The 26,506-nt window shown below is 54.9% G+C and carries 20 protein-coding genes; 3 read left to right on the top strand and 17 right to left on the bottom strand.

Annotated elements, in window-relative coordinates; translation table 11 throughout:
* Nucleotides 1–3: 3 nt before the first annotated feature.
* The 6 genes from ACR0AP_RS12600 to ACR0AP_RS12575 all read right to left on the bottom strand — a co-directional run bounded on the left by ACR0AP_RS12600 (nt 4) and on the right by ACR0AP_RS12575 (nt 6,999).
* Entirely contained in the window at nt 4–768 is a 765-nt protein-coding gene (locus ACR0AP_RS12600) for an SDR family NAD(P)-dependent oxidoreductase (protein ID WP_480507007.1), read from the bottom strand.
* A complete protein-coding gene (locus ACR0AP_RS12595; RefSeq protein ID WP_480507006.1) occupies nt 768–2,474 on the bottom strand; it encodes an IlvD/Edd family dehydratase in 1,707 nt (568 codons plus the stop codon). The genes ACR0AP_RS12600 and ACR0AP_RS12595 overlap by 1 nt, the downstream gene beginning before the upstream one ends.
* Nucleotides 2,475–2,532: 58 nt before the next feature.
* Nucleotides 2,533–3,873 (bottom strand): alpha-galactosidase, encoded by a 1,341-nt coding sequence (gene melA, locus ACR0AP_RS12590; protein WP_480507005.1) that lies wholly within the window; start codon nt 3,871–3,873, stop codon nt 2,533–2,535.
* Entirely contained in the window at nt 3,870–4,718 is an 849-nt protein-coding gene (locus ACR0AP_RS12585) for a carbohydrate ABC transporter permease (RefSeq protein ID WP_209507605.1), read from the bottom strand. The genes melA and ACR0AP_RS12585 overlap by 4 nt, the downstream gene beginning before the upstream one ends.
* Nucleotide 4,719: 1 nt before the next feature.
* A complete protein-coding gene (locus ACR0AP_RS12580) occupies nt 4,720–5,646 on the bottom strand; it encodes a carbohydrate ABC transporter permease (RefSeq protein ID WP_480507004.1) in 927 nt (308 codons plus the stop codon).
* Between the two features lie 93 nt (nt 5,647–5,739).
* Nucleotides 5,740–6,999 carry an ABC transporter substrate-binding protein gene (locus ACR0AP_RS12575; protein WP_480507003.1) on the bottom strand — a complete coding sequence of 420 codons (1,260 nt, stop codon included), beginning with the start codon at nt 6,997–6,999 and terminating at the stop codon, nt 5,740–5,742.
* 140 nt (nt 7,000–7,139) lie between these two features.
* Here ACR0AP_RS12575 and ACR0AP_RS12570 point away from each other — a divergent pair, with 140 nt between their 5' ends.
* The 3 genes from ACR0AP_RS12570 (at nt 7,140) to ACR0AP_RS12560 (ending at nt 11,458) form a co-directional block, all read left to right on the top strand.
* Nucleotides 7,140–7,946, top strand: a complete 807-nt coding sequence (locus ACR0AP_RS12570) for an IclR family transcriptional regulator (protein ID WP_480507002.1) — start codon at nt 7,140–7,142, stop codon at nt 7,944–7,946.
* Entirely contained in the window at nt 7,943–9,001 is a 1,059-nt protein-coding gene (locus tag ACR0AP_RS12565) for an ABC transporter ATP-binding protein (RefSeq protein ID WP_480507001.1), read from the top strand. The genes ACR0AP_RS12570 and ACR0AP_RS12565 overlap by 4 nt, the downstream gene beginning before the upstream one ends.
* A gap of 243 nt (nt 9,002–9,244) precedes the next feature.
* Nucleotides 9,245–11,458, top strand: coding sequence for an NADP-dependent isocitrate dehydrogenase (locus ACR0AP_RS12560; RefSeq protein WP_480507000.1), 2,214 nt, complete (start codon nt 9,245–9,247; stop codon nt 11,456–11,458).
* Between the two features lie 384 nt (nt 11,459–11,842).
* Here the strand turns inward: ACR0AP_RS12560 and ACR0AP_RS12555 are convergent, their stop codons facing one another.
* The 11 genes from ACR0AP_RS12555 to ACR0AP_RS12505 all read right to left on the bottom strand — a co-directional run bounded on the left by ACR0AP_RS12555 (nt 11,843) and on the right by ACR0AP_RS12505 (nt 26,499).
* Nucleotides 11,843–12,877 carry a glycosyltransferase family 2 protein gene (locus ACR0AP_RS12555; protein ID WP_480506999.1) on the bottom strand — a complete coding sequence of 345 codons (1,035 nt, stop codon included), beginning with the start codon at nt 12,875–12,877 and terminating at the stop codon, nt 11,843–11,845.
* A gap of 191 nt (nt 12,878–13,068) precedes the next feature.
* Nucleotides 13,069–14,175 (bottom strand): transporter substrate-binding domain-containing protein, encoded by a 1,107-nt coding sequence (locus ACR0AP_RS12550; RefSeq protein WP_209507596.1) that lies wholly within the window; start codon nt 14,173–14,175, stop codon nt 13,069–13,071.
* A gap of 44 nt (nt 14,176–14,219) precedes the next feature.
* Nucleotides 14,220–15,482 (bottom strand): type 2 periplasmic-binding domain-containing protein, encoded by a 1,263-nt coding sequence (locus ACR0AP_RS12545; RefSeq protein WP_480506998.1) that lies wholly within the window; start codon nt 15,480–15,482, stop codon nt 14,220–14,222.
* Nucleotides 15,483–15,503: 21 nt separating this feature from the next.
* A complete protein-coding gene (locus ACR0AP_RS12540; protein ID WP_480506997.1) occupies nt 15,504–16,286 on the bottom strand; it encodes a PP2C family protein-serine/threonine phosphatase in 783 nt (260 codons plus the stop codon).
* A 3-nt stretch (nt 16,287–16,289) separates the two neighbouring features.
* Nucleotides 16,290–17,309 (bottom strand): FHA domain-containing protein, encoded by a 1,020-nt coding sequence (locus tag ACR0AP_RS12535; RefSeq protein ID WP_480506996.1) that lies wholly within the window; start codon nt 17,307–17,309, stop codon nt 16,290–16,292.
* Nucleotides 17,310–17,510: 201 nt separating this feature from the next.
* Nucleotides 17,511–19,682: a serine/threonine-protein kinase gene (locus ACR0AP_RS12530; protein ID WP_480506995.1), complete on the bottom strand. Its 2,172-nt coding sequence runs from the start codon at nt 19,680–19,682 to the stop codon at nt 17,511–17,513.
* Between the two features lie 341 nt (nt 19,683–20,023).
* Nucleotides 20,024–21,310, bottom strand: a complete 1,287-nt coding sequence (locus tag ACR0AP_RS12525) for a dynamin family protein (RefSeq protein ID WP_480506994.1) — start codon at nt 21,308–21,310, stop codon at nt 20,024–20,026.
* Complete coding sequence (locus ACR0AP_RS12520; protein WP_480506993.1) at nt 21,307–23,349, bottom strand: dynamin family protein; 2,043 nt, start codon at nt 23,347–23,349, stop codon at nt 21,307–21,309. The genes ACR0AP_RS12525 and ACR0AP_RS12520 overlap by 4 nt, the downstream gene beginning before the upstream one ends.
* Before the next feature lie 69 nt (nt 23,350–23,418).
* Nucleotides 23,419–24,285 (bottom strand): hypothetical protein, encoded by an 867-nt coding sequence (locus ACR0AP_RS12515; RefSeq protein WP_480506992.1) that lies wholly within the window; start codon nt 24,283–24,285, stop codon nt 23,419–23,421.
* A gap of 23 nt (nt 24,286–24,308) precedes the next feature.
* Nucleotides 24,309–24,710, bottom strand: coding sequence for a hypothetical protein (locus ACR0AP_RS12510; protein ID WP_480506991.1), 402 nt, complete (start codon nt 24,708–24,710; stop codon nt 24,309–24,311).
* Between the two features lie 46 nt (nt 24,711–24,756).
* Entirely contained in the window at nt 24,757–26,499 is a 1,743-nt protein-coding gene (locus tag ACR0AP_RS12505; RefSeq protein ID WP_480506990.1) for a dynamin family protein, read from the bottom strand.
* Nucleotides 26,500–26,506: the final 7 nt, after the last annotated feature.

The following is a 26,506-nucleotide window of genomic DNA, read 5'->3' as shown; positions in this document are numbered from 1 at the left end:
GTGTCACCCTGAAACCACGACGCCGCCATCAACCGCCATACACTGACCAGTCATCGCCCGGCTGGCGTTGGATGCAAGAAACAATGTCGGTGCAACCATGTCTTCGGGCGTCAAATGTTCTTTCAGGCATTGTCGATCCAAATGCGCGGCCAAATCTTCGGGCGTCGCCCACATATCCAGTTGTTTTTGCGTCAAGACCCAACCGGGAGCCAGCGCATTCACACGTATGTTTTTTGGTCCCAGTTCGCGGGCCAAAGACCGAGTCATCCCTGTAATGCCCGCATTTGATGTCGTATAGATCGGATAGCCTGCATTGCCCATCATGTAGCTGATCGAGCTGAAATTAATGATAACGCCGCCTTCTTTCATTTGCCGGGCCGCTTCCTGACAGGCGAAATAATAGGCTTTCAAGTTTACCTCGATCATCCAGTCCCAGAACTCGGTCGTGGTTTCCTCAAGTGTATGGCGTTGGTCATTGGCCGCGTTGTTAACCAAAACGTTCAGGGGGCCGTGGGCTTTGGCGGCTTTGGCCATTGTCGTGTGAAGAAGCTGGGTGTCGGTCATGTCACCCTTCATGAACAGAGGTGCGCGGCCGTGTTTGTCGCGCATCTCTTCGACAAAACCGCTGGCATCCGATCTGCCGATAAAAGCCACATTGGCCCCCTGAGCCAGAAACCCATCCGTCAATGCTGCGCCCACGCCCGAGCCTCCGCCGGTGATATAGACGGATGACCCGTTCAAGTCATGAAATGTCGCTGGTTGGGTCATCAGTGGCTCTCTCTGGTCACAAGGCGGGTGTCTTTGCCGACGAGGAAATCCAGATCGGCCCCTTGATCGGCCTGCAACACGTGATCGACATAAAGTTTGGCATACCCGCGGGAATAATGTGGCTTGTCTGGGTTCCATTGGGCTCGGCGCGCGTCCAATTCTTTTTCGTCCACCAACAGTTCAAGCTTGCCGGCGCTGGCAGATACGCGGATGCGGTCGCCGGTTTTCACCAACGCAAGCGTGCCACCCGCCTGTGCCTCAGGGCTGACATGCAGGATGACGGTGCCATAGGCGGTGCCGGACATACGGGCATCCGAGATACGGATCATGTCGCGAACGCCTTCCTTCACCAATCTGGCCGGAATCGGCATGTTTCCCACCTCGGGCATCCCGGGATAACCCTTGGGTCCACATCCCTTGAGCACCAGAATGCTTTTGGGTGTGACCGGCAGATCATCCCGGTCGATATTGGCTTTCAGGTCTTCGATGTTTTCGAAAACGAACGCCTCACCCTCGGTTTCAAGAAGGGCATCTGTTGCGGCAGAAGGTTTGACGATGGCTCCGTTGGGCGCAAGATTGCCGCGCAAAACACGAAGGCCAGCAGCGGGCTTCACCGGATCGTTGAAAGGGCGGATGACGTCGCGGTTGAAACATTCGGCACCTTCGAAATGGGCCGAGATGTCCTTGTTCAGAACCGTTCTGGCCGGGCGCAGGAAAGGTTTGAGTTCGCTCAACACAGCCGGAACACCGCCAGCGTAACAGAAATCTTCCATCAGGTATGTGCCCGAGGGCATGCAGTTCACCAGAAGGGGAATCTCTGATCCGATTTCAAAGTCCTTGAGCGTCAGGTCAACGCCCACGCGACCTGCGAGCGCCAGTAGATGCACAACGGCATTGGTCGATCCCCCAACGGCCGCATTGGCGAGGATTGCATTCTCGAAGGCTTCCCTGGTCAATATGTCCGATGGTTTCAGGTCTTCGTCGACCATTTCGACAATCCGCTTGCCGGTCAAATGGGCGAGGGCCATGCGGCGGGCGTCAACGGCGGGCAGGGCGGCATTGGTGGGCAGGCTCATGCCCATCGCTTCGACCAGAGACGCCATGGTGCTGGCTGTCCCCATGGTCATGCAAACCCCGGCACTGCGGGACATCCCGGATTCGGCGCTCATGAACTGCTGAAGGGTCATCTCTCCGGCGCGCACAGCTTCGGAAAACTTCCAAACATCTGTTCCTGAGCCAATATCCTGACCGCGATATTTTCCATTCAGCATAGGGCCGGAGCTGACAACGATCGACGGCAGATCGACCGATGCCGCGCCCATCAGTTGGCCCGGCGTGGTCTTGTCGCACCCGCCCAGCAGAACCACACCATCAATGCCATATGCGCGGATCGACTCTTCGACATCCATGGCCAGAAGATTGCGAAACAGCATGGCTGTGGGTTTCATCTGGGTCTCGCCCAACGACATGACCGGGAATTCGACGGGAAAGCCCCCGGCCTCCCAGACACCGCGCTTTACCCCTTCGGCCAGATCGCGCAGGCCGGAATTGCAAGGGGTCAGCTCCGACCATGTGTTGCAGATTCCGATGATTGGCCGCCCATCGAAGGCGTGATCAGGAAAACCCTGATTTTTCATCCAGGATCGATGGATGAACCCATCCTTGTCGAGTTTCCCGTACCAATGCTGTGAGCGGCGTTTTGACATTGTTCTGTGATGCTTTTTTAGGTCTGGGTGGATTTGAGTATTTGTAAAAAGGTGAAATTCAAGCGGCGCGAGATGGGTGGCACCAATCTGGCAGCCAGTCGGCATGGGCAGACAGAAGGTCGTTCACCAGATTTCGAATTTGGCGCAGGTCCAGTTCGGCGGCGGTGTGCGGGTCCATCATGGCTGCATGATAGATATGCTCGGGGTTCTGGTCGACCAATGCCCTGACTGTGAGTTCCTGAACGTTGATCTGGGTACGCATAAGGGCGATCAGCTGCGGTGGGACGTCTGTGATGACAGAAGGCTGAATGCCATTTGCATCAACCAGACACGGTGTTTCGACAGCGGCCCCCATAGGCAGCTGAGGTATCTGGCCGGTGTTTGGCAGATTGCCATAGGCCACGTAGGCGGTGTCAGAGATGATTGCGTTCATTATGTCTGCCGCAAACTCATGGCTGCGAGTGACGGCTATGTCGCGCCAGTCAGTCAGGGTTTTGGCCTGCTCTTTCCAGTTGTTCATCTGTTCCACACAGCGGGTCGGGTATTCATCCAGTGGGATTGAGAATTTCTCGATCAGGTCCGCCCGCCCGTCTTTGATGAACCATGGCACGTATTCTGCCAAATGCTCAGAACTTTCGGTGCAGAAATAGCCAAGGTGGTCCATCACTTCGTAGCGCACCTTGTTGGGGCAGCGCGGCATCAGCAGCGGCGCCTTGGGGATCCTGCCGCTGACATAACCTTGCCGAAGGGCGGGGTATAAATCTTGTCCCTGATACTCAAGTCGCAGGAAGAAGGCGACGTGATTGACGCCCGCGACCTTGTAGCGAATGTCGTCTTTTGGCAGGTCCAAATCATGTGCCAGTTCCGCCACCGTGTTCTGAACCGAGTGGCACAGGCCGACCTGCTTCAATGATGGGTATCTCTCAGCCAATGCCCAGGTGTTGATGGCCATTGGATTGACGTATTGCAGCAATGTCGCATCAGGGCATAGCTGCATCATGTCATGCGCCACGTCCCACAAGACCGGCACAGTGCGCAACCCCCGCATGATGCCACCCACGCCCAGCGTATCGGCGATGGTCTGGCGCAGCCCGTATTGCTTGGGGATCTCAAAATCTGTGACGGTGCAAGGCTGGTACCCGCCAATCTGAAAGGCAGTGATAACGAAATCGGCACCATCAAGTGCCGCGCGTCGATCTGTATGTGTGGATACTGTCGCGTTTGACCGGACGGAACGGATCAAAGCGCGGGCTACAGCTTCGCTTTCCATCAGGCGTACGGGGTCGATGTCCATCAGCGCAAAATGACTGTCCGCCAGAGCAGGCGTTAACAGGGCATCCCCCACGATATTCTGCATAAAGATCGTGGAACCTGCTCCGACGAATGTTATCTTTGTCATTTTACAGCTCCGAGGGTCAGGCCCGCGATAAAGTGCTTTTGCATCAGGAAGAACATGGCAACCGGTGGCAGCGCTGCTACGATCGAGCCCGCGCTCATCAGTTGGTAGGCGGCACGGAACTGGGCGTTGAAACTGGTGATGCCTGCTGTGACAGGCTGGCTTTCCGCGCCCTGTGTCAGGACGACCGCCCAGAAATAATCGTTCCAGATGAAAGTGAAGATCAGCACGCTGAGCGCGGCTATTGCAGGTTTCATCAGCGGCAGGACCACGTACCAGAAGATGCGCCATTCGCTGATACCCTCGACCCGCGCGGCCTCGATTAATTCAAAGGGCAGGGCCCGGATAAAGTTGCGCATGAACAATGTGCAAAAGCCAGTCTGAAAGGCGATGTGAAACAAGACGAGGCCGGTTTTTGTGTTGTAGAGGCCCAAATCCAGGGTCAGGTCGCGCACAGGCACCATCAGGATCTGGAATGGCACGAAATTGCCGGCTACGAACATGAAGAAGATCCATAGGTTCGATTTGAATTTGTAGATGCCTAGTGCAAAGCCGGTCATGGAACTGAGGGCAACGGCACCGATCACAGTGGGGATAGTGATCATGAAAGAGTTCAGCAAATACCGCGGCATGTCAGAGTTGAAGAAAACCAGCCCGTAATTGACTGCGCCCTCAAAACTGGATGGCAGGCCCCAATAGTTGGCGTTGGTGAAGTCCGCCGCAGGTTTGACCGAAAACAGAGCCACCGCCAGCAGGGGCCCAAGCCACAGCAACAGGGCAATTGGCAGCATCGCCTGATAGGTGATCTGCGCGGCGCGCGGCTGTTTTTCGATAGGTTTGGGAAACATCTTAGCGCCCCCTTTCTTCGCGATACATCGACCAGAGGAAATAGGCGATGAAGCAGAGCATGATCAGGAACAGAACCACAGCGATTGCCGCGCCATACCCCATCCGGAAACCGTATTCGGACAGGGCGACCTCGAACATGTAATAGGCCAGCACGCGGGAGGATCCGAATGGCCCGCCCTGTGTCATGATTGAGATCAGGTCGAAACTGCGCAGCGCCCCGATGATTGTCACGACGAATGCAATGAAAGTCGCCGGGCGCAACTGCGGCAGAATGATGTGCCACAGCATTCTCAAGCCTTTGGCACCATCCAGGCGTCCGGCTTCGATCTGTTCTGGATCGACGGCATTCAGTCCGGTGAGGTAGAGGATCATGCAATAGGCGGTTTGCGGCCAAAGGCCCGCGACGATGATGCCATAGGTGACCAGGCGCTCATCACCCAGCACATTCAAGGGGCCCATTCCAAATAAGCCGAGAAACTCATTCAAAAGGCCAAAAGTAGGATCGTAAAACCACGTGAATACGAGGCCAACAACAACCTGAGAGATGACAAATGGAAAGAAGAACAGCGATTTGTAAAGGCGGATACCCCAGACCGTCTGGTTCAAAAACAAGGCAATGAACAGGCCCGTAGGAATGGCCAGAAGGTACAGGATCAGCCAGATCAGATTGTTTTTGAGCGATATATAGAATGCGTCCCGGTCAACCCACTCCCAATATAAGTCTTCATAGTTGCGCATTCCCACATATTCAGCGGCCCCCAACCCATCCCACTCGTAAAGTGACAGGTTGAAGGACTGGAAGACCGGAATGATCACATAGACCATGAAGAACAGCAGGCCCGGAGCCAAAAATAGCCACGGGGCGATCCGCTGTTGGTTTATGTGAAACCAGCTTTCCTGTTCTGGGGCGTCGGGGGCAGTGGTCATGGGTGTCCCGGGTTTTCTTGAGGTGAAGGCGGGCTGAAACCTGCCCAACAAAGCGGGTCAAGTAGGCCGGGCTTCAGCCCGGCCCAAGCCTGATCAGTTGTCGTAGATACGCTCTCGCGCGCGTTCCAGCTTGGCCAGAATACGGTCAGCATTGTCTGGTTTGACCATGAATTCTTGGAAACCTTCCATTGACACTTTGGCCATTTCAGCCGGCGCGTCGCGGTCCCAGAACTGAGCCACACCGCCGGGGCTGTTGGACGAGAGCATTGAAAAACCCTGCTGCAGGAACTTGTCATCGTCTACTGAGGATTGCGCGTTCACCGGCAGCTGACCGAGGTTTGACCCATTGTTGATCTCGGTCTGTTCGTCCGCCGAGACAACAAAGCGCAGGAATTCACGCGCTGCTTCTTTGTTCGAGGCATTCGCCGGGATATGGAATGTATCGGTCGGCGCGTCTTCAGCCAGTTCGACATCAGGGTTGATTGACACGAATTGGTAGAAATCCAGCTGATCATCGGTCAGCCCTGCTTCACGCAAGGGCGCGACTGCGAAGTTGCCCATCAGGTACGCGGCGGCTTCTCCATTGACCATGAATGGCAAAGCCTCCTGCCAGCTATAGGTCTGATGGTTATCAATGAAGGCCCCCATGTCGATCAACTGCTTCCAGTTGGCAAAGGTCTGCTTGACCCGGTCATCTTCCCAGCTGATTTCACCATTGGCCAGCTGGTTGTGAAAATCAAACCCGTTGGTGCGCATGTTCAGGTAGTCGAACCAGCCACCAGCGGTCCAAAGGAACTTGGTCCCGATGGTATAGCAAGCGCGACCTGAATCGACGATCTTCTGGCAATTTGCCAGCTCTTCTTCCCAAGTGGTCGGTTCGCTCAGGCCCAGCTCATCAAAGATGTCTTTGCGGTAGTAAACGCCCCACTGGTAGTAGGTATAGGGCACGCCCCATTGTTTGCCGTCGATGGTCATCGCGCCTTTGGTTGATGCCAGGTTTTCGGCGATTTCAGGTTCCGACCAAAGATCCGAGACGTCTTCGAACAGACCGGCCTCGACATATGGTTTCATACGGTTGGCGGCGTACCAGGTGGCCACGTCAGGTGTGTCGGCCGTCAGAAAGTTGCGGATCTGGGTCTTATACGCCTCGCGGTCGATCACCGTGGTTTCAATTTCCAGGCCGGGGTGCTGCGCTGCAAACCGTTCGATCATCGCTTCCATCGTTGCGCGCGGGGCCGGGTTCGACGTGTCCAGAAAAATCCGAAGTTCTCCGGTCAGGTCGGCAGCTGCCGGTGCCGCCATAGCAACGCCAAGTGCCAGCGCAGCGGTTGTGCGCTTGAAAGTGGAATACATGGTTTCCTCCCTGTTGTCTCCATGCAAGTTTCAAATAATGAAACCTAGTTTTATATATTGAAAACTACACATCGACTCGGTTAGTCTTGTCAAGACCCTCGTGCGAACTGCGATGGGCAAGCGGAGGAGAACGGACGCTCGTGTCAGGTGACGGAACTATTGGCAAAGCATGTGACGTGCTGGATCAGGTCGCCGCATTTCAGCGCCCTGTGCGATTTTCGGAATTGCTGGACGACAGCGATTTCCCGAAAGCAACACTGTATCGGTTTTTGCAATCATTAACCAATCAGGGAATGCTATGTTACGACCCCGAGCGCCAAACCTACGCTCCGGGTATGCGTTTGGTAAGGCTTGCGCATGCAGCTTGGACCCAAAGCTCACTGGCCCCTATCGCACGTCCGTTTCTCGATATTCTAAGCCAGGAAACCGGCGAGACCGTGCATTTGGCGCAGCTCGATGCAGGTCAGGTTCTATACGTTGATAAACGCAACGCAGCGCAACCGATCGAGATGTATTCTCAGGCGGGTAAGGTGGGCCCGGCCTACTGCACGGGCGTCGGCAAGGCGATGCTTGCATTTCTGGATGAGGGAGACCTTAACCGGGCAATTTCGCAGCAGAGTTTTCACCGCTTTACCGACAAGACCCTGACGTCGGACAATGATCTGCGCACCGATCTTGATCGAATTCGCAGCAAGGGTTTTGCCGTTGATGACGAAGAACATGAACCCGGAATTATCTGCGTTGCCTGCCCCATTCTGACAACAAGCGGTCGGGTCCTAGGCGCAATCTCGGTAACCGGCTCGACCCAACGAATGGATTTTGAACAACTCGAGGCATGGGTGCCTCGTGTGCGGCGGGTGGCTGAACAAATCAGCACCGAGGCACAGGCTTGGCGTTTCCCTGAAACGCGACCAGACCTCGGCAATGACAGGAAGCAAGCGACATGACAGGTGTAACTCTGAACCAGGCAATCAAGCGGTACGGCCAGACGCAAGTCATTCACGGCATCGACTTGCAGATCGAAGATGGTGAATTCTGTGTTTTCGTTGGCCCTTCGGGATGTGGCAAATCCACATTGTTACGGATGATCGCGGGTCTTGAAGAAACGTCGGAAGGCGAGATCCACATAGGGGCGCGGGACGTAACCCACATGGACCCGGCTAAGCGCGGCGTGGCGATGGTGTTCCAGACCTATGCGCTTTATCCACATATGACCGTGGCAGAAAACATGGGCTTTGGGCTGCGCATGAACGGCGTCGCAAAGGCAGAGATCACCAGAAAAGTGCAGGAAGCCTCGAACATTCTGAAACTTGACCAGTACCTCAAACGCAAACCCAAGGCCCTGTCGGGCGGTCAGCGGCAGCGGGTTGCGATTGGCCGTGCCATCGTTCGTGGCCCCGACGTTTTCCTGTTTGACGAACCTTTGTCCAATCTGGACGCCGAGTTGCGCGTGGAAATGCGTGTCGAGATCGCGCGCCTTCATCAGGAAATCGGCGCGACCATGATTTACGTGACCCATGATCAGGTCGAAGCCATGACCATGGCCGACAAGATCGTCGTGCTGCGGGATGGACGTGTTGAACAGGTTGGCGCTCCGATGGATTTGTACCGCGATCCCGACAACCGGTTTGTCGCAGGTTTCATCGGTTCGCCTGCAATGAACTTTCTGGAATGTGATTATGAGGACGGCCTAGTCTCCCATCCCGCACTTAGCAAGCCGTTGCCCGTTTCTGCGGCTATACCCTCTGGTCGGACCAAGGTGATATTGGGCATGCGGCCCGAACATATTCAGATTGACCGTTCGGCTGATGCCTGCACCGTGGACCTGACCGAAGCCTTGGGCGGCGTGTCCTATTCCTATTTACGGACGCCAAATGGTGATAAGCTGATCGTTGAGGAACGGGACGATCAACGAAGCAGAACCGGGGATCGGATCGGCATCGCCATACAGCCAGATCGTGTGATGTTTTTTGATCCAGAGACCGGGCAACGGTATCGTTAGTCACGACCTTCCAGCCCACGGGCAGTCTTACCCGTCCCAAGAGTTGCACGACACTTTATCTGACCCGTGGCAAAACGCGCGGGCAGATGCGATTGATTCCAAGTCAAACGTGATTTAAGGGAAGCCCTGTCAAAACAGAGTCACCCAGGGGCTGTATCGTGGTTTAGCCCCTCTCACGCCACGCAATTGTGGTTGCAACTCTTGGATCGCACGCCCCGAAAGGCTTAAAAAAGGTAAAAGAATATGGCAGATAAATCGAACTTCGACATATTGTATACCATTGTAGACGAAGCGCCAGAACTGGCCAGCGCCTCGTTCCTGCCCATCATTCGCAAGTTCGCATCTGCTGCGGGCGTTCGCGTTGGCACCAAAGATATTTCCCTTGCGGGACGCATTTTGGCAGCATTCCCCGAGAACCTTACCGACGATCAGCGTGTAAGTGACGATCTGGCTGATTTGGGCGAGTTGGTGAAGACACCTGATGCCAATGTCATCAAGCTGCCAAATATCTCTGCCTCGGTTCCTCAGTTGGTTGCGGCCATCGAAGAACTGCAATCGCAGGGTTACGACATTCCGACTTACCCGGCAGAGCCTGCAACGGATGAGGAAAAGGCGATCCGCGCCCGTTATGACGCGATCAAAGGTTCCGCTGTTAACCCGGTTCTGCGTGAAGGGAACAGTGACCGCCGTGCGGCGCGTGCCGTGAAAAACTATGCTCAGAACAACCCGCATTCGATGGGCGATTGGGCGTCGGACAGCAAGACCAAAGTGTCGTCCATGCCGGCCAATGATTTCTATGCAAACGAGATTTCGGCCACCATTACCGCAGCACAAGCAGGCGATGCTAAAATTGAATTTGTGGGCAAGGATGGTGACGTCACCGTTCTGAAAGACGGCTGGTCGCTGGAAGAAGGAACCATAGCCGACGCGACTTTCATGTCGGTCAAGGCACTGTCTGCGTTCCTTGCAGATGCCATTGAGGATACCAAAAAAGACGGGACCATGTTCTCGCTGCATATGAAAGCCACGATGATGAAGGTTTCAGACCCGATCATCTTTGGCTATGCGGTCAAAGCGTGGCTGGCCCCCGTGTTTGAAAAATTCGGCGCGGAACTGGATGCGTTGGGTGTGAACCCAAATTCAGGCCTGGGTGCATTGCTGGAGCGCGTACAGGGTCACGCCGACATCATGGCTGCCATCGACGCGCTCAAGGCGGACCGGCCGTCCATGTATATGGTGGATTCGGACCGCGGGATCACGAACCTGCATGTCCCATCGGATGTAATCATTGATGCCTCAATGCCTGCAGTGATCCGTGCCGGGGGCAAGGGCTGGGACCAGACGGGTGCCAAAGGTGACACCAACTGTGTGATCCCAGATCGGTGCTACGCGACCGTCTATGATGAGGCCATCAAGTTCTTCAAGGCCAACGGCGCGTTGAACCCGTCCACGGCCGGAGCCGTGGCGAATGTGGGCCTGATGGCTCAGAAAGCCGAGGAATACGGTTCGCACCCGACAACTTTCGAGGCGCCGGCCGATGGTACGATCCGCATCGTTCTGGCCAATGGCGAAACGTTGCACAGCCACAGTGTCGAGGCCGGCGATATCTGGCGCGCCTGCACTGTCAAAAAAGCGCCGATCGAGAACTGGATTCAGCTGGCCATGGACCGTCAGCGTCTGACCGGCTCCGAGGCGATATTCTGGTTGGACGCAAACCGGGCCCATGACGCGGAGCTTATCAAATATGTCAAACCGGCGCTTGAGGCTGCTGGCGTGGCCGACAAGTTCCTGATCATGGCCCCGCGTGAAGCGACCCGTCAGTCGTTGGAGACGATCACCGCTGGTAACGACTCGATTGCCATCACAGGCAACGTGCTGCGGGACTATCTGACTGACCTGTTCCCGATCCTGGAGCTTGGTACTTCGGCCAAGATGCTCTCCATCGTTAAACTGATGAACGGTGGCGGACTGTTCGAAACCGGTGCCGGTGGCTCGGCGCCCAAACATGTGCAGCAGTTGGTCGAAGAAAATCACCTGCGCTGGGACTCGATGGGTGAGTTCTGTGCGTTGGGTGAATCGCTGAACTTCCTTGCTGACAGCAAAGGCAACGAGAAAGCGGGCATTCTGGGTGCGGCGGCCGAAGCAGCGACGCAGGGTATTTTGGACAACAACCGCTCACCCAGCCGCAAAGTTGGTCAGCCGGATAACCGCGACAGCCACTATTGGTTTGCACGCTACTGGGCTGAGGCTTTGGCCGCCCAGTCCGAAGATGCGGAACTGGCTGCCGAGTTTGAATCATTGGCCAAGGATCTGGCCGCCAATGAAGCGCAAATCCTGTCCGAGTTGGCCGCAGCGCAAGGTAAAGCTGCGGATTTGGGAGGTTACTATCACACCGACCCAGCCAAAACGGCAGCGGTTATGCGGCCCAGCACAACGTTGAACACAATCATCGGCTAATCGCTAACGGCAAAAAAGGTGATCCCTCGCCTGTTCAAAACATGGAAAGGGACCGGCACAGTTGTGCGGTCCCTTTTTGTATCGCAGACACTGTGACGGAAAGTAGGGTCGGCAAAAGTTTTTTGCATCTACAATGCTTTATAAAAAATTTGTTTGTACTTACGGGATTCCCCTAATAGCAGGACAGCGCTGACTGCTTTAAACCTTGGATAACAGAGAATTTCACTGGTGATGCCTTAGGGCCTTATCACTCACTCAGAGAATGACCAGCATTTGGGGTGCTGGTCATTTCATTTTGGTTCTCAGGATTTTCTGGACAGCTCAGCAGTTCAACCATGGTTGAACACGAAATCGAGTGCTTACAAAAATACTGGAGACAGGGTTTTAGCCAACACGCCGGGGTTCTGGGCTGGCAATCGGCGCTTGTATTCTGTTCGCTCCGCTAACCGCAACACCTTTATGCCGCAGATAAGAAAGGCGACGCGCCTCACGCCGGGCGAGCGCCAGGGATTCCAGGATAAGCGCGCACACGATCGACAGCATGGTTCCAACAAAACCGGATACTGCGACAACCAAAGATGGAACTCGGTCAACCAACCCCGTTTCCAGAAACTCTCGGAAAACCGATACGAAAACGAAAAGCGACGGTAAGAAAATCAACAAGGCCAAAGAGAGGAAGAAAGCGATTGGTTTTTCGTCCTTGATCAGAAGGCCAATCATCTTGAGAATTCGCCACCCATCGGAATAGGTGGCTAGCTTGGAATTCGAATCCGGAAGCCGTGCGACGTATTTGGTCTCAATTTCTCCAATTGGCATGCGCATCTGCATCGCGTGTACCGTAAGTTCAGTTTCAATTTCGAAACCGTTGGAAACCGCTGGAAAACTTTTGACAAAGCGTCTGCTGAAAACACGATAGCCGGAGAGCAAGTCGTTGATTTTGCTTTTAAAGAAGAATTTCACCAGCCCGCTGAACAAGGCGTTTCCAAGTTTATGGCCCCGCCGATAGGCTTGAATGTCGTCGTTTACCCGCGCGCCGTTGACCATATCAAGATTTCGAGAGACCAGCAGATTTATCAATTCAGGTGCTGCCATACTGTCATAGGTCGCATCCCCGTCTGCCATAACGTAGACATCCGCATCCACGTCGGCAAACATCCTGCGGACAACGTTACCTTTACCCTGATATGTTTCAGAATAGACCCGCGCGCCAGCTTCTTGCGCCACTCTGGCTGAGCCGTCCGTGGAATTGTTGTCGAATACATAGATTACGGCTTCTGGCAGGGCGGCGCGGAACTGCTTGACTGTTTCACCAATGGCAATTGCTTCATTGTAACACGGCAAGATAACGGCAATCTCCAAGCCCTGCCACGACGCCCGCGTCAGAGCTCCACTTCGGATATTCAAGGCACCCTGTATCATTTGTTACTCATGCTCGCTGAGATCTGTCACTTGAAGGATGATTGCACTTCATTCCCAAAATGCTGCGCGTATGAGGCAGTTCTGAAGCAGATAAATGGCTGAAATTTGGCATCCGGCTGAAACGCACCGATAATTCAGCAAAAAGGGGCCGGTTCAGGAACCGGCCCCAAAGTTTCAGCTGAACAGAGGGATCAGTTCGATGCTGAGTTCAGCTTTTCATTTTGCTCACGCAGTGTATCCGAGATAATCGCGTACCATTCACCGGATTGACGCATTTCGATCAGACCTTTGTTCATCATTGCGATGTACTCGCGCGCGAATGGGTTAGTACGATGTGCAAGGAAGCTCATCGACGACAATGTAGACACATAGGGGTTCTCAACAATGTCAGCCGATGTCAAACCCATGTCTTTCATTGTTGATGCGAACAGATCAACTTCGAATGCCGCAACATCTGCAGTCCCGGTCAATACGGCGTCAAGACAATCACGGGCCGAATTGGGCTGAACCACAGTCGTGTTCTCGCGGTTCAGTCCTTGTTCTTCCAAGACAACCATGCTCCAGCCTGCCATACGGCAAATGGTCGAGCCTTCCAGGTCCTTGAAGCTTGTCGCGCTTGCGTATTCGCTTTCCGGCAGTGTGAAGAAGCCACCGACGATATCATAAACCGGAACGGAAGCTACGAATTGACTGCAGCGAGCTTCGGTTTCTGGAGACCATTCGTATGTACGGTTAGTACAATCCGGAACAGTCCATGCAATTGAAATATCAAACGCGCCAAGCGGCAACAGTGTATCCAGATGTGAACTCCAGTCGTCGACAAAGCTGACGGAGTACTCGCGGCTGTTTCCAGCCCGCTGAAGGCTGGTCGTTGCCAGACGGGTCATAATGCCCCCGCCACTGAGTGTTTCGGTTGTGAACGGTTCCCAGCCGTTACCTGCCACCATTTTAATCGGCGGCGCATAGACATTCGACCGCTTTACGCTGGCCGCACGCTGTTCTTCAGCAGCGATGATTTCCTGTGCGCTCTGACCGTTCGGCAGGCTGCCGTCTTCACAGGGCAGGGCCAGCACCAAACCAGGGTTGAGAGACCCCGGGTTGGTGATTGCATTCCTGTTCGCGTTGAAGATCGGCTGGTAGTTCGAGGTGCCATAGGCGGCGATCGCGATGGTTGCCAATGTGTCACCGTCTTGCACAGTATAGTTCGTGCACGCTTCCTGTGCAGCGGCGGCGCCTGCGCTCAGAGCTGTGATGGCGGTTGCCGACAGCACTGCTTTCTTAATATTCTCGTTAAACATGTCCACTTCCTCCAGACTTTAAATTGTCAGGCCAGACGGGGGCCTTATCCATTTTCCATTTGATGACGCAGTGCGGTCGACACGATATCGCGCCATTCGCCCGACTGCTGCATGATTGCCAGACCCTGATTCAGCGTCTCTAAGATCGCTTCCCCATCAGGATTATCTTTATGGGTCATGACGTTTAGCGACTTGATCGCCGCCAGGTTGGGGTTTTCGATAATCCGGTGTTTGTAGCCAAGCCGTGCGATGGCTTCCTCTGCCAGATGCGCTTCGATTGCCACGATGTCAGCGGTTCCGTCCATCACAGCATGAAAGCACTCGTCGGGCGATGTTGGCCGCATCAACTTGATGACGGGTTCGTAAAGACTTACCGCGTCCATATGTGAAAGCGACCAACCTTCCGGGCGGCAAATTGTTGTCCCGGCAAAGTCGGCATAGGTCAGCGTCTGCTCGTACCCCGATCCATCGCGTGCAAAGAATGTATCCACGACTTCATAGAACGGGTTCGAGAAATCGTATGTTTCACAACGATTACGGTCACTTTCAGACAACGCTGCTGCATCTTCGCAATTTGGGCGTGACCAGGGGAAGGTGCCGTCAAATGCAAGTGTTGGCATCAATAGATCCAGATGCGACGACCAATCGTTCACGAACTGAATTTTGTACGCTTGTTCCGGTGCGGCCCGCAGCATCGCTGTCTCAACCAGATGCGTGTAAAGCCCCCGGTTGGGCAACGCTTCGTCCGTAAACGGAGCGTAGTTCCCGCCGGTAATCAACAGCAACTGACGATCACGAATTTCCGGGCGCGTTTCAGCGTTAGCATTTCTGATCAGTGCGGCGGCTTCCGAGCGGGCTGCCTCGATCTCTTCTTTGGCAGCGGCCCGTGCAGCGACGACTGCATCTTCACTTGCCTTTTTTGCCTCAGCTTCTGCCGCCGCGACACGGGCTTCCGCTTCGGCCACGGCTTTCTCCGCGCGTTCTTCTGCCGCTTTTACCAGTTCTGAGGCCATTTCAGCCGCGAGGCGTCCTGCTTCGGTGTCGGGCAACTCGGGTGCGCGCCCGACATCTTCCAGGCAAGGCAATTTCAAAACATCGCCGACACGAATGATATTGGGATTTGTGCCGATAACATCCCTGTTCGCATCGTAGATTGGCCGATAATCTTCGGTCGCGTAAACTTGGATTGCCAATTCCCGCAGGCTGTCGCCGCGCTGAATCTCGTAGGTTGAACATGCCTCTTGCGCCGACACCGCGCTTGTGGCGGCGGCGAGGGCAAGGCTTGATATGATTATATGTTTTCTCATGGGTCCTGTTGCTTTGCCTGTTTAATTTCTCGTAAGTTTGGCGACGGCGATCGACAGATTGTCCTGATCGGGATCGCCCTTGGCCTGCACAGCCAGTTGCAAGGCTTCGGCGATTTCCTGTGCTAGATCCTGCTGATGCAGGCGCAGAACATCCTGAATCTCAGCGTCGCTGAGATATTGCAGCCCGTCACTGCCAAGGATCAGAATATCAGCCGGAGACACGATCAGCGGTTCTTCAGGGCAATCCACTTTTGGAATAGCGCCCCCCATGATTACCGACGTCAGTTGGTTCCTGTCCAGTTCCTGTGCTTCAGCTTCCGAAAGCTCGCCAGCGGCCAGTTTTGCGTCGATCACGGGGGCCATCGAGTGGTCTTCGTTCACCTGTGTCAACTTGCCTTCGCGGAACAGGTAAAGGGGGCTGTCTCCGATTGAAATCCTGAACACACGCTGACCCAGAAAGAGGACACCCAACAAGGTGGAGCCCATGTTGAAACCCTGGCCCTGTGCCTCGTTATGGTCAGAAATCGCTGCATTGGCTTGCATGGCAGCCAAGGGCAGCGCGTCAATTGCGGCGCCTTCATTCAAGGTATCGGCTTCTAGCTCGGTATCCAGCGCGTTCCGCCAAGCGGCAATCACCATTTCCGAAGCCACTTCGCCCGCTTCGTGGCCACCCATACCGTCAGCAATCGCGATATAGCCCGCGTCCGATGCGTCGAACATGCGCGCAGCAATCGCGTCTTCCTGCGTTTCCCGCTGACCCTGGTTCAGGATCAGCGCAACATCATATGCCGGAGTAGCCAGCATCTATCAGGAATCCCGCCAATCAAAACCTTCATCGCAGAAGGCCATAAATCGGATTGAGGTTTCACTGATGCGGATTAGATCTCCGCTGGAGAGCGCGATTGTGCTCAGAACGGGTTTACCATTCAGCCGAACAAGGTTGGCCTTACCGCCATGTCCCAGATAGCATTTTCTATCTTCGGGGTCGTAAGCAATAACGGCGTGGTTGGAACGTGAAATGCCTGTGTCGCCGAAATCCAGTTGGATCGCCTGGTCATCGTTTCGACCGATTTGCATCAGACCTTCGGTCAGGGTGATGCTGGCGCCCCGTCCGGGACCTGCCGTCACTACGAGCCAGCCAACCGGGAATGTTTCCTGAGCGGTTTCTGTTTTTGAGACGGGTTCTGATGTTTCAATCAATTCCTGAACATGCGTATCCGCACGCTCAAACCCCAAGAACGTTGTTTTGACCCGTGAACGACGGTCTTCGACCGGGGCGGCAGGCGTGGGCTGAGCCTGCACAGCGACCTCGTCCACCATTGTTGGTTCCTGCATGGGCGGGGTCGCATCTTCAGCTTCCACCTTCTCTGGCGCACTCATTTCAGCTGCATCCAGAGGCGGCTTAACTTCATCCGGTGTTTCTGCAAGCTCGTCGGCTACATGCAAAGTGATGATTTGATCGTCCGAGATATTCTCGTCATCATCGGGGTCGGCCATCAGGTTTTTGGTATCTTGGTCGTCCTCGCCAATCGCATCTTCAACAAAGATGGATTCTTCAACCGGTTCTTCCGTGTTTTCCGCCGCAACTTCGTCGAATTCCGGCATTTTCTCTTCAGGGATAAGCTCGTCTGTTTCCTCGTAGGATTCAGACGTCATGTTTCCACCGGCCAGTGCGGCGCGCAGCGCGTTGAAGTCCGCGATAGGCTCCTGCTTTTCGGTTTCAGGTGCCGCGCTGTCCGCTGCATGAGCGTTGTCTGCAACATCGTCTTCTTTGGTTTTGCCGGCACCTTCGAGAAGCCGGCTCAGAGGGCTTTTGTATTTGAACATGGTGTCGACACCTTCGAATTGTTGGCACGGACCTTTCGTGCCATTGGGCTGCTACCTACCTCCGCGTGAAACAACGCAGAGACACTCAACGAAAAACATGGAAACTGGTACTCTCTGCGGTGGGCCGGACCCCACCGGGCGGCAAACTGAACGCCACCCTCAGTAAACTCACACTGGCAGATCAAAAATGAACCGGTCAGATCACTCCTGCGCTAACTGCATGATCGCGGCTACTTCGGCACCGTTACGGAGCACGGTTAGCTTTGCTTCTGGCTGGCTGTCGGAAACCAGCGTAGCCAGCATGTCATCAAGGCTTTCGGGCCCATTCAATGTCATGTCAGTCTGGCTTTCGCTTAACAGAACATCACCTTTTCGCAGTTGGCCCGTTGGCTCTGCCGGGACGGAGCTAACTTCTGTCTGCCATCCGTCACTTCCCGAGCCGCTGACAGTGAACGAATAACCGTTCTCCAATCCGATCGAGCGCAGCGCAGGCAGTGCTAGCAGGCCATTCTGTGCACGGGTCTTTCCAAGCGGACGATAGCGTGCTGCAACGCGAGTATAGCCGTCTGGATCGACGCTTAGCTTGTCTAGGACCTGCGCAGCGAAAGACATGTCTTCACGAACCTGGTTGCCGTTCAGCGTAAAGATCACAACTCCGGGTTCCACCCACTCGCCGACAATGCTCATGTCCTGATCGGCGTCCACACCGGTAACCGCTATAGTTGCACCTGTTGCGGTGCGGCGGCGGGATGTCTGGAAGGGGATTTCAACATCCCAATGGTGGAACGATATCTGTTGTTCTGCGGGAGTACCGGAAGCGGCATCGGTTTTAGGTTCGGCCACAGCGGCTGCAATCTCTTGTTCTGCTGGTTGTTCTTGGGCACCGACCGTCTCGGTAGTTTCGGACGCTACTTCTGTGGTGGTTGGTTCCGCAGGTTCAACTTGCGCCTGCTCGACAGGCACTTCTGGTTCAGGTTGTTGCTCTGAAGCGACCGCGACGTCGGGTTCAGGTGTTTCGGCCGCGGGCTCTTCCACCGCGGGCGGTTCTGCTTCAGCAGTTTGAGTGGTTGCTTCAGGCAGCGTCGTCGTAACCTCAGCTTGTTCTTCACCTTTGTCGCCGGACATCACAAAGAAACCGCCTGCGGCCAATGCTGCCACAAGCACTGCTGCACCAGCTATCATCTTGCCGCTGCCACCGGATCCGCTCTGAACTACGGTATCAACTGCGACCGGTGTTTCCGCTTTTGCGGAAATCTTGGCCATCTCGGGTTCATTCTTTTTTTCGTTTTCGCGAACAATGTCCGAGTTCCCGGCGAGCAGAGCCGTAACAACCGCTTCGGCATTTTCGCTTTCGGCCTTGATCCGCGCCTTTTCTTCTTCCTTGTCCTTGCGATCCATGCCGACGATCACCGAAACCGGGCGATAGGCGAAGGTATCAAACATCACGCCAGGGCCGCGGAACATGCGCAGCCAATCCAAGGCTGTCTGCAAACGGTCCGTTGCGTGCACTTCCATTGCCTTGTCGATTGCTTCGAGGAATCCATCGGGATATCCGTCAAAGCGATCTGCCAATGGGGTATAAGGGTCGTCCTGCCCGTTGTTGAATGCATTCAGGCGACTCTGGCCGTCGACCGGACGTTCACCACTGATCGCATGGTATAGGGTTGCCGCCAAAACATAGAGATCGCTGCTGGGTCCCTGTTCGGCACCTCGGACGTAAAACTCGTGCGGCGAATACCCGTCTTTTATGACACGCAGGGTCAACAATGCGGCCGACTTGTTTGCGGCTTGCTCACGCGCGGCACCGAAATCGATCAGGACCGGGTTTCCGTTTTCGTCAATCAGGATGTTATCCGGTGAAATGTCACGGTGCAGCATCCCGCTTTGGTGGATGAACGACACCGCGGACAGCATCTTTTCCGTTACCTGTACGATAAAGTCAGGACCACCATCGTTTTCCGGATTTTCAACATAGTCCAGCAGGTCGCAACCACGGATCAGATCCATAGCGATGTAAGCTGTGTCGTTGTCTTCGAACACCTGGTGAACGTCGACGATGTTCGGATGCACCAGACGCGCATGATTGCGGGCTTCCTGAATAAACAGGTCGATAATGGCGCGTAGATCATCCTTGTAGGACGGGTCGTTCGGCTCAACCAGGTCCCCGTTGCGACGGCACAACGCACCGGGGAAACATTCCTTGATCACGACGTCACGCTCCAGGCTGTCGCGCGCTAGATAGGTGATCCCAAATCCGCCATTGCTGAGGTATTGGAGGATTTCATACTGTCCGCGCAACAGCTTTGCGCCCGGTTGCAGTCCTTCAATCTTTGGTTCGTCGTGCGTTGCACCGACAGCCTGGTTGTGGCTCATTTCAATCCGCCCGTTCTACTCATTTTGCGGCTTTATCTAACAGGGCCGGCAGCCCACGAACTCACAACCAAAAACAACCGCAGGACACTTAAGAACGGTTAGACGTTTCAAATTTGACTTTAATGGGGCCGCCTGATGGCTTCACTAAGGATCGTTTTTTTGAATATGGCCTATATAGTATACCAACTACGTGCTGATACTACATATTGACCTATGGGGTGGATAAAACGAAAACTGATGACCCCAAACAGGTCTGTTGGTCTACGAATTCGAAACAATAAAGGGCCGATTCTTCGGCCCTTCGAATCGCTTTACAGCGCTTCAATCCTTGTGAAAAGTGGCTAGGTACCGGTTTTAGGTTGCGCCGCGGCGACGGTACTGCCAGCCCATGCAAGGTTGTCACCAAGCTGTACAAGTATGCTGATTGCGTCTTTCAAAGGCGCATCCCCGCTTTCAAACTGAAGCAACAACAACAAGTCAGTCGCTTTTTCGAACTCAGCCGGAATCCAATCAGCATCAGGATCAATTTCACCACCTTGGTCCAACCGCTCTGCGAAATCTTCGACGATTTCTTGGCAGCTTTGTAGAAAGGCAGCGGGTTCAATATCAGCGGAGTCACGCAGATCTTCATAGATGCTTGCAATGGCAGCTAGCCAGTCTTCAAGAATGGGGTTGTTCAGTGGCGGAAGGGCAGACTCCAACGTTGACTGCATCGAGGCAGTATCGCTTACGGTCGGTTCCGGCTCTGGCCCTTTCAATGTTTCCAGGAATGGCAGAAACTCGTGCTCCAGATCCTTCCGAGCAGCGTTAAGGTCACTGCGCCGCCGGTCAGACGCCGCATCAAGGACCTTTTCAGCAAGTTCCTGGCCACCACAGTTTTCCCAAAGATCGAAATCTGGTTCCGGCTCTTGTGCCATGGCGCGCACCGCGACGGGCGTGCCAATTGGGACCACAGCGCGAAACAGACCTTCTTTTTCTTTGTTCAATCGAGCTAACACCCGATCCAGAGCGGACTGCACCGGGGGCAAATCAGCATGCGTGACCGCCAGCAGGCTGTTGGCTCGTAGCTCGGGCGGCACCTGCGCCCACAAATGCCGTTCTGTTTCACGCCATGCGCTAGTGCCATTAGTACACCAGATGGCACAGTCGACGAATTTCAGCAGGTCCAGTGTCTGTTTGTATGTATCATCCAATGCGCCAGAGCCGGGAAGATCGAACAGCGATATTTCTTTGAGGGCAGGGGTGTTCAATCCAACCGAAATAAAGTCAGGCTCATCCGAAGCGGCCTTCTCCAGTGCTATGCCAGAATATGTCTTGGGCTCCTTGTTCCACCAGCCGACTGTCGTCTCTGGCGTATCCGCGTAGGCAACGATGACAAGTGGCAGCTTAAGATGCTGCGGGCCGGTTGGAAGGATATCCGCCCCTGCCAACATGTTCGCAAGGCTTGACTTGCCCGCCCCGAACTCTCCAGCGAAACCGATGTTGACCGCGTTGGACAAGCGCTCGGCATGGGCCAGGGCCCGTGCGCGCATATCTTCCAAATTCGGGTCCGACGACAACTTTTCTGTCGTTGTCAGAAAACGCTCCAGCTGGCGCACTTCCTGTTCGGTTCCGGGAAACTCAATCATTCCGCAGCCTCTGCTTGTCGTTCGTCCACGTTGCTTGTTCCAAAGACACTATCCAACTCGTCAGCAATACGGCGCGCCCGTTCAAACGCAGCTTGTGCTTCCGCCTGAGCATTCAACTCACCCGCTCCGGAGCGGTGCTCAAGATGGCCTGCCAACAGCGCCAAGTAATGATCCAGAACGGTTTTCAACCGTTCCAGAAGGTTCTCACGCGTTGTGTCGATCAGGTCATCGCCAATCAGTTCGAATTCCTGCACGATCATGCGCTCGGCCCGCGCCACAACGCTGTTGCGCGATATCAGACGCGACAACCAGTTTACACGCAGCTCAACGGTAATGCCACGGGTCAAGGCGGTGGTGTCCGGGCGGAACCAACGCACTGCACTTGTGTTCATGCGATTGTCGACTGGTTCCTGCCAACCTGGCAGTGCCCGCAAAGCGGCGTTGCATTGCATGTCGATCGCGTAAAGTTCGCTCAACATGCGTTGCCGCACAACTTGCGACGCGCCCTGCACCAACTCGCGCATTTGTTCGCGCAAAGGAGTGAAATTCAATTCGGTCGCGCCGCCTTTGGCAAGCAATGGGGATTGTCCTTCAGGTCCGCGCACCACAACAAAGACGGATTCAGAGACTGTGTCATCCATGACCCCACGCAGGTTTGACAGAACATCGTCCATGTCCTTGACGATGTCTTGCGATTTGTCCGCAATCAGTTTGCGCAGATCACCAAGCGTCTTGTCGCTGTCATCCGGGCTGTGCGCCCCCGCGCTGCCTTCGTCTTGCAGCGCACGAAGATGTACCTGTGACCGCTCCAAATCGCCACGCGCGAAGCTGTCGAGATGCTGCCACGCCATCCGCAGCTGTTCGTTTATCGGCCCGTCCGCCAACGCCTGAGTGACATGGCGGCGCAAGTCGGGCAAGCCCGACGCGATCATCGCGGCAAACCGTAGTACAGCCTCACGGCTGATGGGTCCCGGGCCTTGTTTGATCTCGGCCACGCCGTTCAGGTACTGTTGCATCTGTTCCGGGTGCGCCCGCAACCAAGCCAGAATATGATCGTGGTTCACACCGGTTTCATCGCCAGTCAGTGCATAATGCGCCCATTGTGCGCTTCCCATCAGTACATCGATATTCGACGTGCCTAACGCTTTTGCGAGCCCGTCTACAACATCCAGACGCACCTTTGCCGCATCATCGGCCCCGCCGCCCAACTCATCGACTCGGTTGATGAAGACAACGATCTGTCCAAGTTCCAATGCCTGCATCAGCCTGAACAGTTTCAGGTCCGCACGCGACAACGCCTGATGCGCTGACAGAACCACCACAAAGAAATCGGATTCCTTGAGATACTGACGCGAAATCTCCTCACGGATCAGCAGGGGGTCATTTACTCCGGGCGTATCAGTGACGGTCAGAGGGAATGGGAAATGTCCGATGTCGAAATAGACCTCGGCCTTGCGCGTGATGTCGCTGTAAAGTCCCCGATCACTGCCGGGGTCAATTGTTCCATCTTCCGCAGGGTCGTCCCCGGCGCACACGTAACGCGCCAGATCATCGGATGTCAGTTGATCCAGATCGTGGTGTTGACCCAACAGCTGTTCATAACTGTCCCCCAGTCGCCGACGCGCCCGGGTCTTCATGGCTTCGACCTGCTCTTCGATCATCTCGCGCTTGTAGCTGTCCTCGTCATCCGGGAACATGTTGCGCAATTCTTCGCCTTCAGCGATCAGTGATTGCCACTGGTAGTTGTCGAAGAAATGGAACTCGGCCCCTTCGGTTCGACCGTTCGGGTGCCCGAAATGCATGTCGGTGATCACGGTCGTCCAGGGGTTCACGTCCGACGGCAGGTATTCTGCCTGACCGGTGAAGCCGTTGATCAAGCGCGACTTTCCTGCTTTGATTTGCCCGACGAAGGCAACTGACGGTTTCAGTTTCCCCAGATCACCAATGATGCGCGATATGAACTGACGCGTTTCATCATTGCTCGTCCCATTCATGTCTTCTGCGATGCGAATAAGCTCGCGGCGATGTGTTTCACTCATTACTCTTTACCCTGACTACAAAAAAACAACGCATTGAATTAGTCGAAAATTTGAATGCTTTGGGGGCGGTCATTCCTCGGCCTCCTCCAAAGATTTCCAAAGATTGATTACCGCCCCAAGTTTGCGGGCATCGTGGATGGCCACAGCGATCTGCTCGTTATCGCTCAGAACTGCCATACCCGCACCCTTACCACCCGATGGCCGCATGACGATCAGATGCGGGCCTTCGAATTCGCCCCGGGTGTCATTGTTCCAACCAGCAAGATCCGAAACAAAACGTGTCAAAATCTCTTGATTGGGGTGCATTCCCTCGGAAGGTTTGCAGGTTCCTTCGCAAGCCACCGCAGTGTTTTCCATATTGTCCACAAGGACACGACCTGTGGCAAAGCGTTCGGCCCCTTCAAAAAACTGTTGCGCCAACGAATTGCCCGACCGTGCTAACGGGGCAGGGCTGTCATCTGAAGGTTTTTCAACATCTGGAACGACAGACACGATGGGCTCAGAGGAGAGCTCAATTCCGGCGCAGGCGCTTTCGATCTCACTCAGCGTAATACCAACATCATCAACCTCCAGTGATGAGGCGGGCTTTCCTGACATCAGTTCCAATGGGGCAGGTGCGGCTGAGATGTCAGAAACCAGTTGGGCCAATTTATCGACCAGCGCGGTACGTGATTCCGTTTCGAAATCAGGGATCTGCCCGGACGGCACCTGAAACACATCCGTGATCCGAGAGCTGTTCACTTCGATTCTCAGGCAGTTTCCATTTGCCGCGGTCAGTTCCAGTCGCCTGGGCAATATTGTTCCGCGAATGAAACGCAATACAGCCGCCCGACGGGCTGCAGCAGTTTCACCGGGGACAATCACCGTCGGAGACAGGCGGGCAACCGAAGACCGCCCGATATCTTCGAGCATGTCGAGAATGTCTGTGTCCATCATACCGTGACCCCCTCTGGTCCCGTTCAGACTGCGGCCGCAACCGGCTTGAGACTGAGATGCGATTTCGTGAGCGCCAGCCCTACATTCGTGCTGTTGCGGCAGATATAGCAGACCACATGATCAGGATATTCCTTGGTCCGCAAAAAGATGTTCAACCGGTCTTTTGAAAACACCGCGATTTCCCCGAACCCGGCGTTTTCCTCATCAGTGTTTCCGGCCTCGTGCAAGAGCGCTTCAAATGCAGCGACACCCCGCCCCTGAAACAGATTGGCCACTGCGATTGCCAAAGTGTCCAGCGATTCTGCGCAATCTGGATCAGAGACACTGCTGCCTAAAAGCATGCCGGTCTCCATGTCGATATACCCGGCTGCAATGCAGTCGGGTATCGTTTCAATCGCGGTGTTCAATGCATCCTGAATGGACATTTAACTCTTTATCGTCCTTCTTCTCAGCGCTTTGACTAAGGCGTCCTTACAAAACATGCCATTCTGCACTGCTGCTTTCTTTCGTCTTTGGAATGGCTTGCGGGGCGTGTCTGGACTGTTTCGCACTATATTCAACTGCGATCTGGTCAAATTCGGCAAGAAAGGCTTTGAATACATTCTGAAGCCCGACTGCGTCTTTTGGCAGGTCCTCCTTGTTTGTAATTTCCCGCCACATATCCGACGCGCTAAGCGGCGACCCGGCTGCGGATTCTGGAAGATCGATGTGCGCATCGTGGCGGATATCGCGGGCGTCTTCCTCGACTGAGGCTACGACTTCTATCAAGCCGTTTGTCTCAGGCTCAGGTTCGTAATCCTCGGCGTTGTTCTCGGGCTGAGCGGCCATCAGAGCCGCAATGGAGGATACCGAGACTTCGATACCCCGATCATCACGCGATTCAACTTCCGGCGTGAAAACTTCGACTTCGTCCGCTTCGGCCGCGGCTTCACGCAGAGTCGTGTTCAACGAGGTCAGCACGTCATCAACGGACTTGTCGCCCGTTTCAGCATCAGGAGCGTCACCCAGCAGGTCGTCAGCATTATCGGCAGCACCGAATTCACCGGACAGGTCGAACTCGTCCACGTCTTCTTCCAGACCGGCGACATTCTTCAACTCAAGAGGATCGCTTGAGGTGTCCTTGAAGAAGGCACGCAACTCGTCGCTGGTGTCGGTTTCCTCAGACATCTGCTCGGTGTCTGATACCATTTCTGCCCGCAGCCGTTCAGCGTCTTCCGGGTTGATCCGAACCCGTTCGCCTTCGTCAACGCGTCGCTCTACACGGGCTGGCCGGATGGGGAAGCTTGTTACGACATTATGATCGTCGGCTTCTGGCTGCTGTTCGTTTTCCAGCGGATTGACCAGCCGCAAAGGAGTAGCTTCGATGCCGTCCGCCAGTGCCTCTCGGTCGTCTGGTTTGCGGGCGGGGCGCAGTGGTTGAACCTTGAATGCGCCGGACTGGCTTTTGTCGATCTGGTACCGCGCCAGCTGATCGGCGCGATTGTCCATGATCTGTTCTGTGATTTCCAGAAAACTGTCGATCATCTTGCCGCCGCCGCTGCGCGACCACATTTCGGCGTCGCCAGTCTTGTCACGGGCATTGATCGCATCCCGGGCGGAAAACAAAATGGACCGGTTGAACAGATGTCCGGCTTCGCGATTGACGCGTCGCAGAACCTTTTGACGGTCTTTAAGGTTTAGTGCATCCGCCCGCGTCACCAACAGCAGCGAGTTGTGTTGCAAGCGGTCCGGCAGCGAAACCCACGTTGCACGTTCGGTTTCGCGCCAGGCTTGCGTCGCATGGGTGCACCAAATGACGCCGTTTGCCTGCCCGACTGCGCGCTGCCAGACATCTGTCGAAATTTTGGGGTCCGAGATGCCGGGGGTGTCGATCAGATCGACGGCTTCCAGAATATCTGCCTCAAGGAAGATACGAATGAACTGCGCGTCGTTGACGCCAACAGTCTCAAGCTGATCCAGTTCGATTGGCTCAATGCTTCCGTCATGCCGCTTGATATATGGTTTTTCACTGCCCCAGCTAAACCAGACCGGTGGTAACTGGGTTGCAGTAACCTGCGTTGGCAAGGTTTGCGTTCGCAGTAAAAAGTTCATCAGTGTGGATTTGCCAGCGCTGAATTCACCCATCAAAGCGAAAACCGGTTTGCGGCGGGACCACTGCTCGATACGTTCCCATGCTTTCGGTGAAACAAAGCGTGTTTGTGAATCTTTTGCCATTTTTCTA

It is taken from the genome of Ruegeria sp. AF7 (assembly GCF_056541885.1).
Note: the sequence above shows the minus strand (reverse complement) of the source record. Positions and strands in the feature narration are given on the sequence as shown.

Excerpts from the sequence above, each read along its gene's own strand:
- ACR0AP_RS12600 (WP_480507007.1), bottom strand. The coding sequence starts at position 768 with ATGACCCAACCAGCGACATTTCATGACTTGAACGGGTCATCCGTCTAT.
- ACR0AP_RS12595 (WP_480507006.1), bottom strand. The coding sequence starts at position 2,474 with ATGTCAAAACGCCGCTCACAGCATTGGTACGGGAAACTCGACAAGGAT.
- melA (WP_480507005.1), bottom strand. The coding sequence starts at position 3,873 with ATGACAAAGATAACATTCGTCGGAGCAGGTTCCACGATCTTTATGCAG.
- ACR0AP_RS12585 (WP_209507605.1), bottom strand. The coding sequence starts at position 4,718 with ATGTTTCCCAAACCTATCGAAAAACAGCCGCGCGCCGCGCAGATCACC.
- ACR0AP_RS12580 (WP_480507004.1), bottom strand. The coding sequence starts at position 5,646 with ATGACCACTGCCCCCGACGCCCCAGAACAGGAAAGCTGGTTTCACATA.
- ACR0AP_RS12575 (WP_480507003.1), bottom strand. The coding sequence starts at position 6,999 with ATGTATTCCACTTTCAAGCGCACAACCGCTGCGCTGGCACTTGGCGTT.
- ACR0AP_RS12565 (WP_480507001.1), top strand. The coding sequence starts at position 7,943 with ATGACAGGTGTAACTCTGAACCAGGCAATCAAGCGGTACGGCCAGACG.
- ACR0AP_RS12560 (WP_480507000.1), top strand. The coding sequence starts at position 9,245 with ATGGCAGATAAATCGAACTTCGACATATTGTATACCATTGTAGACGAA.
- ACR0AP_RS12555 (WP_480506999.1), bottom strand. The coding sequence starts at position 12,877 with ATGATACAGGGTGCCTTGAATATCCGAAGTGGAGCTCTGACGCGGGCG.
- ACR0AP_RS12550 (WP_209507596.1), bottom strand. The coding sequence starts at position 14,175 with ATGTTTAACGAGAATATTAAGAAAGCAGTGCTGTCGGCAACCGCCATC.
- ACR0AP_RS12545 (WP_480506998.1), bottom strand. The coding sequence starts at position 15,482 with ATGAGAAAACATATAATCATATCAAGCCTTGCCCTCGCCGCCGCCACA.
- ACR0AP_RS12540 (WP_480506997.1), bottom strand. The coding sequence starts at position 16,286 with ATGCTGGCTACTCCGGCATATGATGTTGCGCTGATCCTGAACCAGGGT.
- ACR0AP_RS12535 (WP_480506996.1), bottom strand. The coding sequence starts at position 17,309 with ATGTTCAAATACAAAAGCCCTCTGAGCCGGCTTCTCGAAGGTGCCGGC.
- ACR0AP_RS12530 (WP_480506995.1), bottom strand. The coding sequence starts at position 19,682 with ATGAGCCACAACCAGGCTGTCGGTGCAACGCACGACGAACCAAAGATT.
- ACR0AP_RS12525 (WP_480506994.1), bottom strand. The coding sequence starts at position 21,310 with ATGATTGAGTTTCCCGGAACCGAACAGGAAGTGCGCCAGCTGGAGCGT.
- ACR0AP_RS12520 (WP_480506993.1), bottom strand. The coding sequence starts at position 23,349 with ATGAGTGAAACACATCGCCGCGAGCTTATTCGCATCGCAGAAGACATG.
- ACR0AP_RS12515 (WP_480506992.1), bottom strand. The coding sequence starts at position 24,285 with ATGATGGACACAGACATTCTCGACATGCTCGAAGATATCGGGCGGTCT.
- ACR0AP_RS12510 (WP_480506991.1), bottom strand. The coding sequence starts at position 24,710 with ATGTCCATTCAGGATGCATTGAACACCGCGATTGAAACGATACCCGAC.
- ACR0AP_RS12505 (WP_480506990.1), bottom strand. The coding sequence starts at position 26,499 with ATGGCAAAAGATTCACAAACACGCTTTGTTTCACCGAAAGCATGGGAA.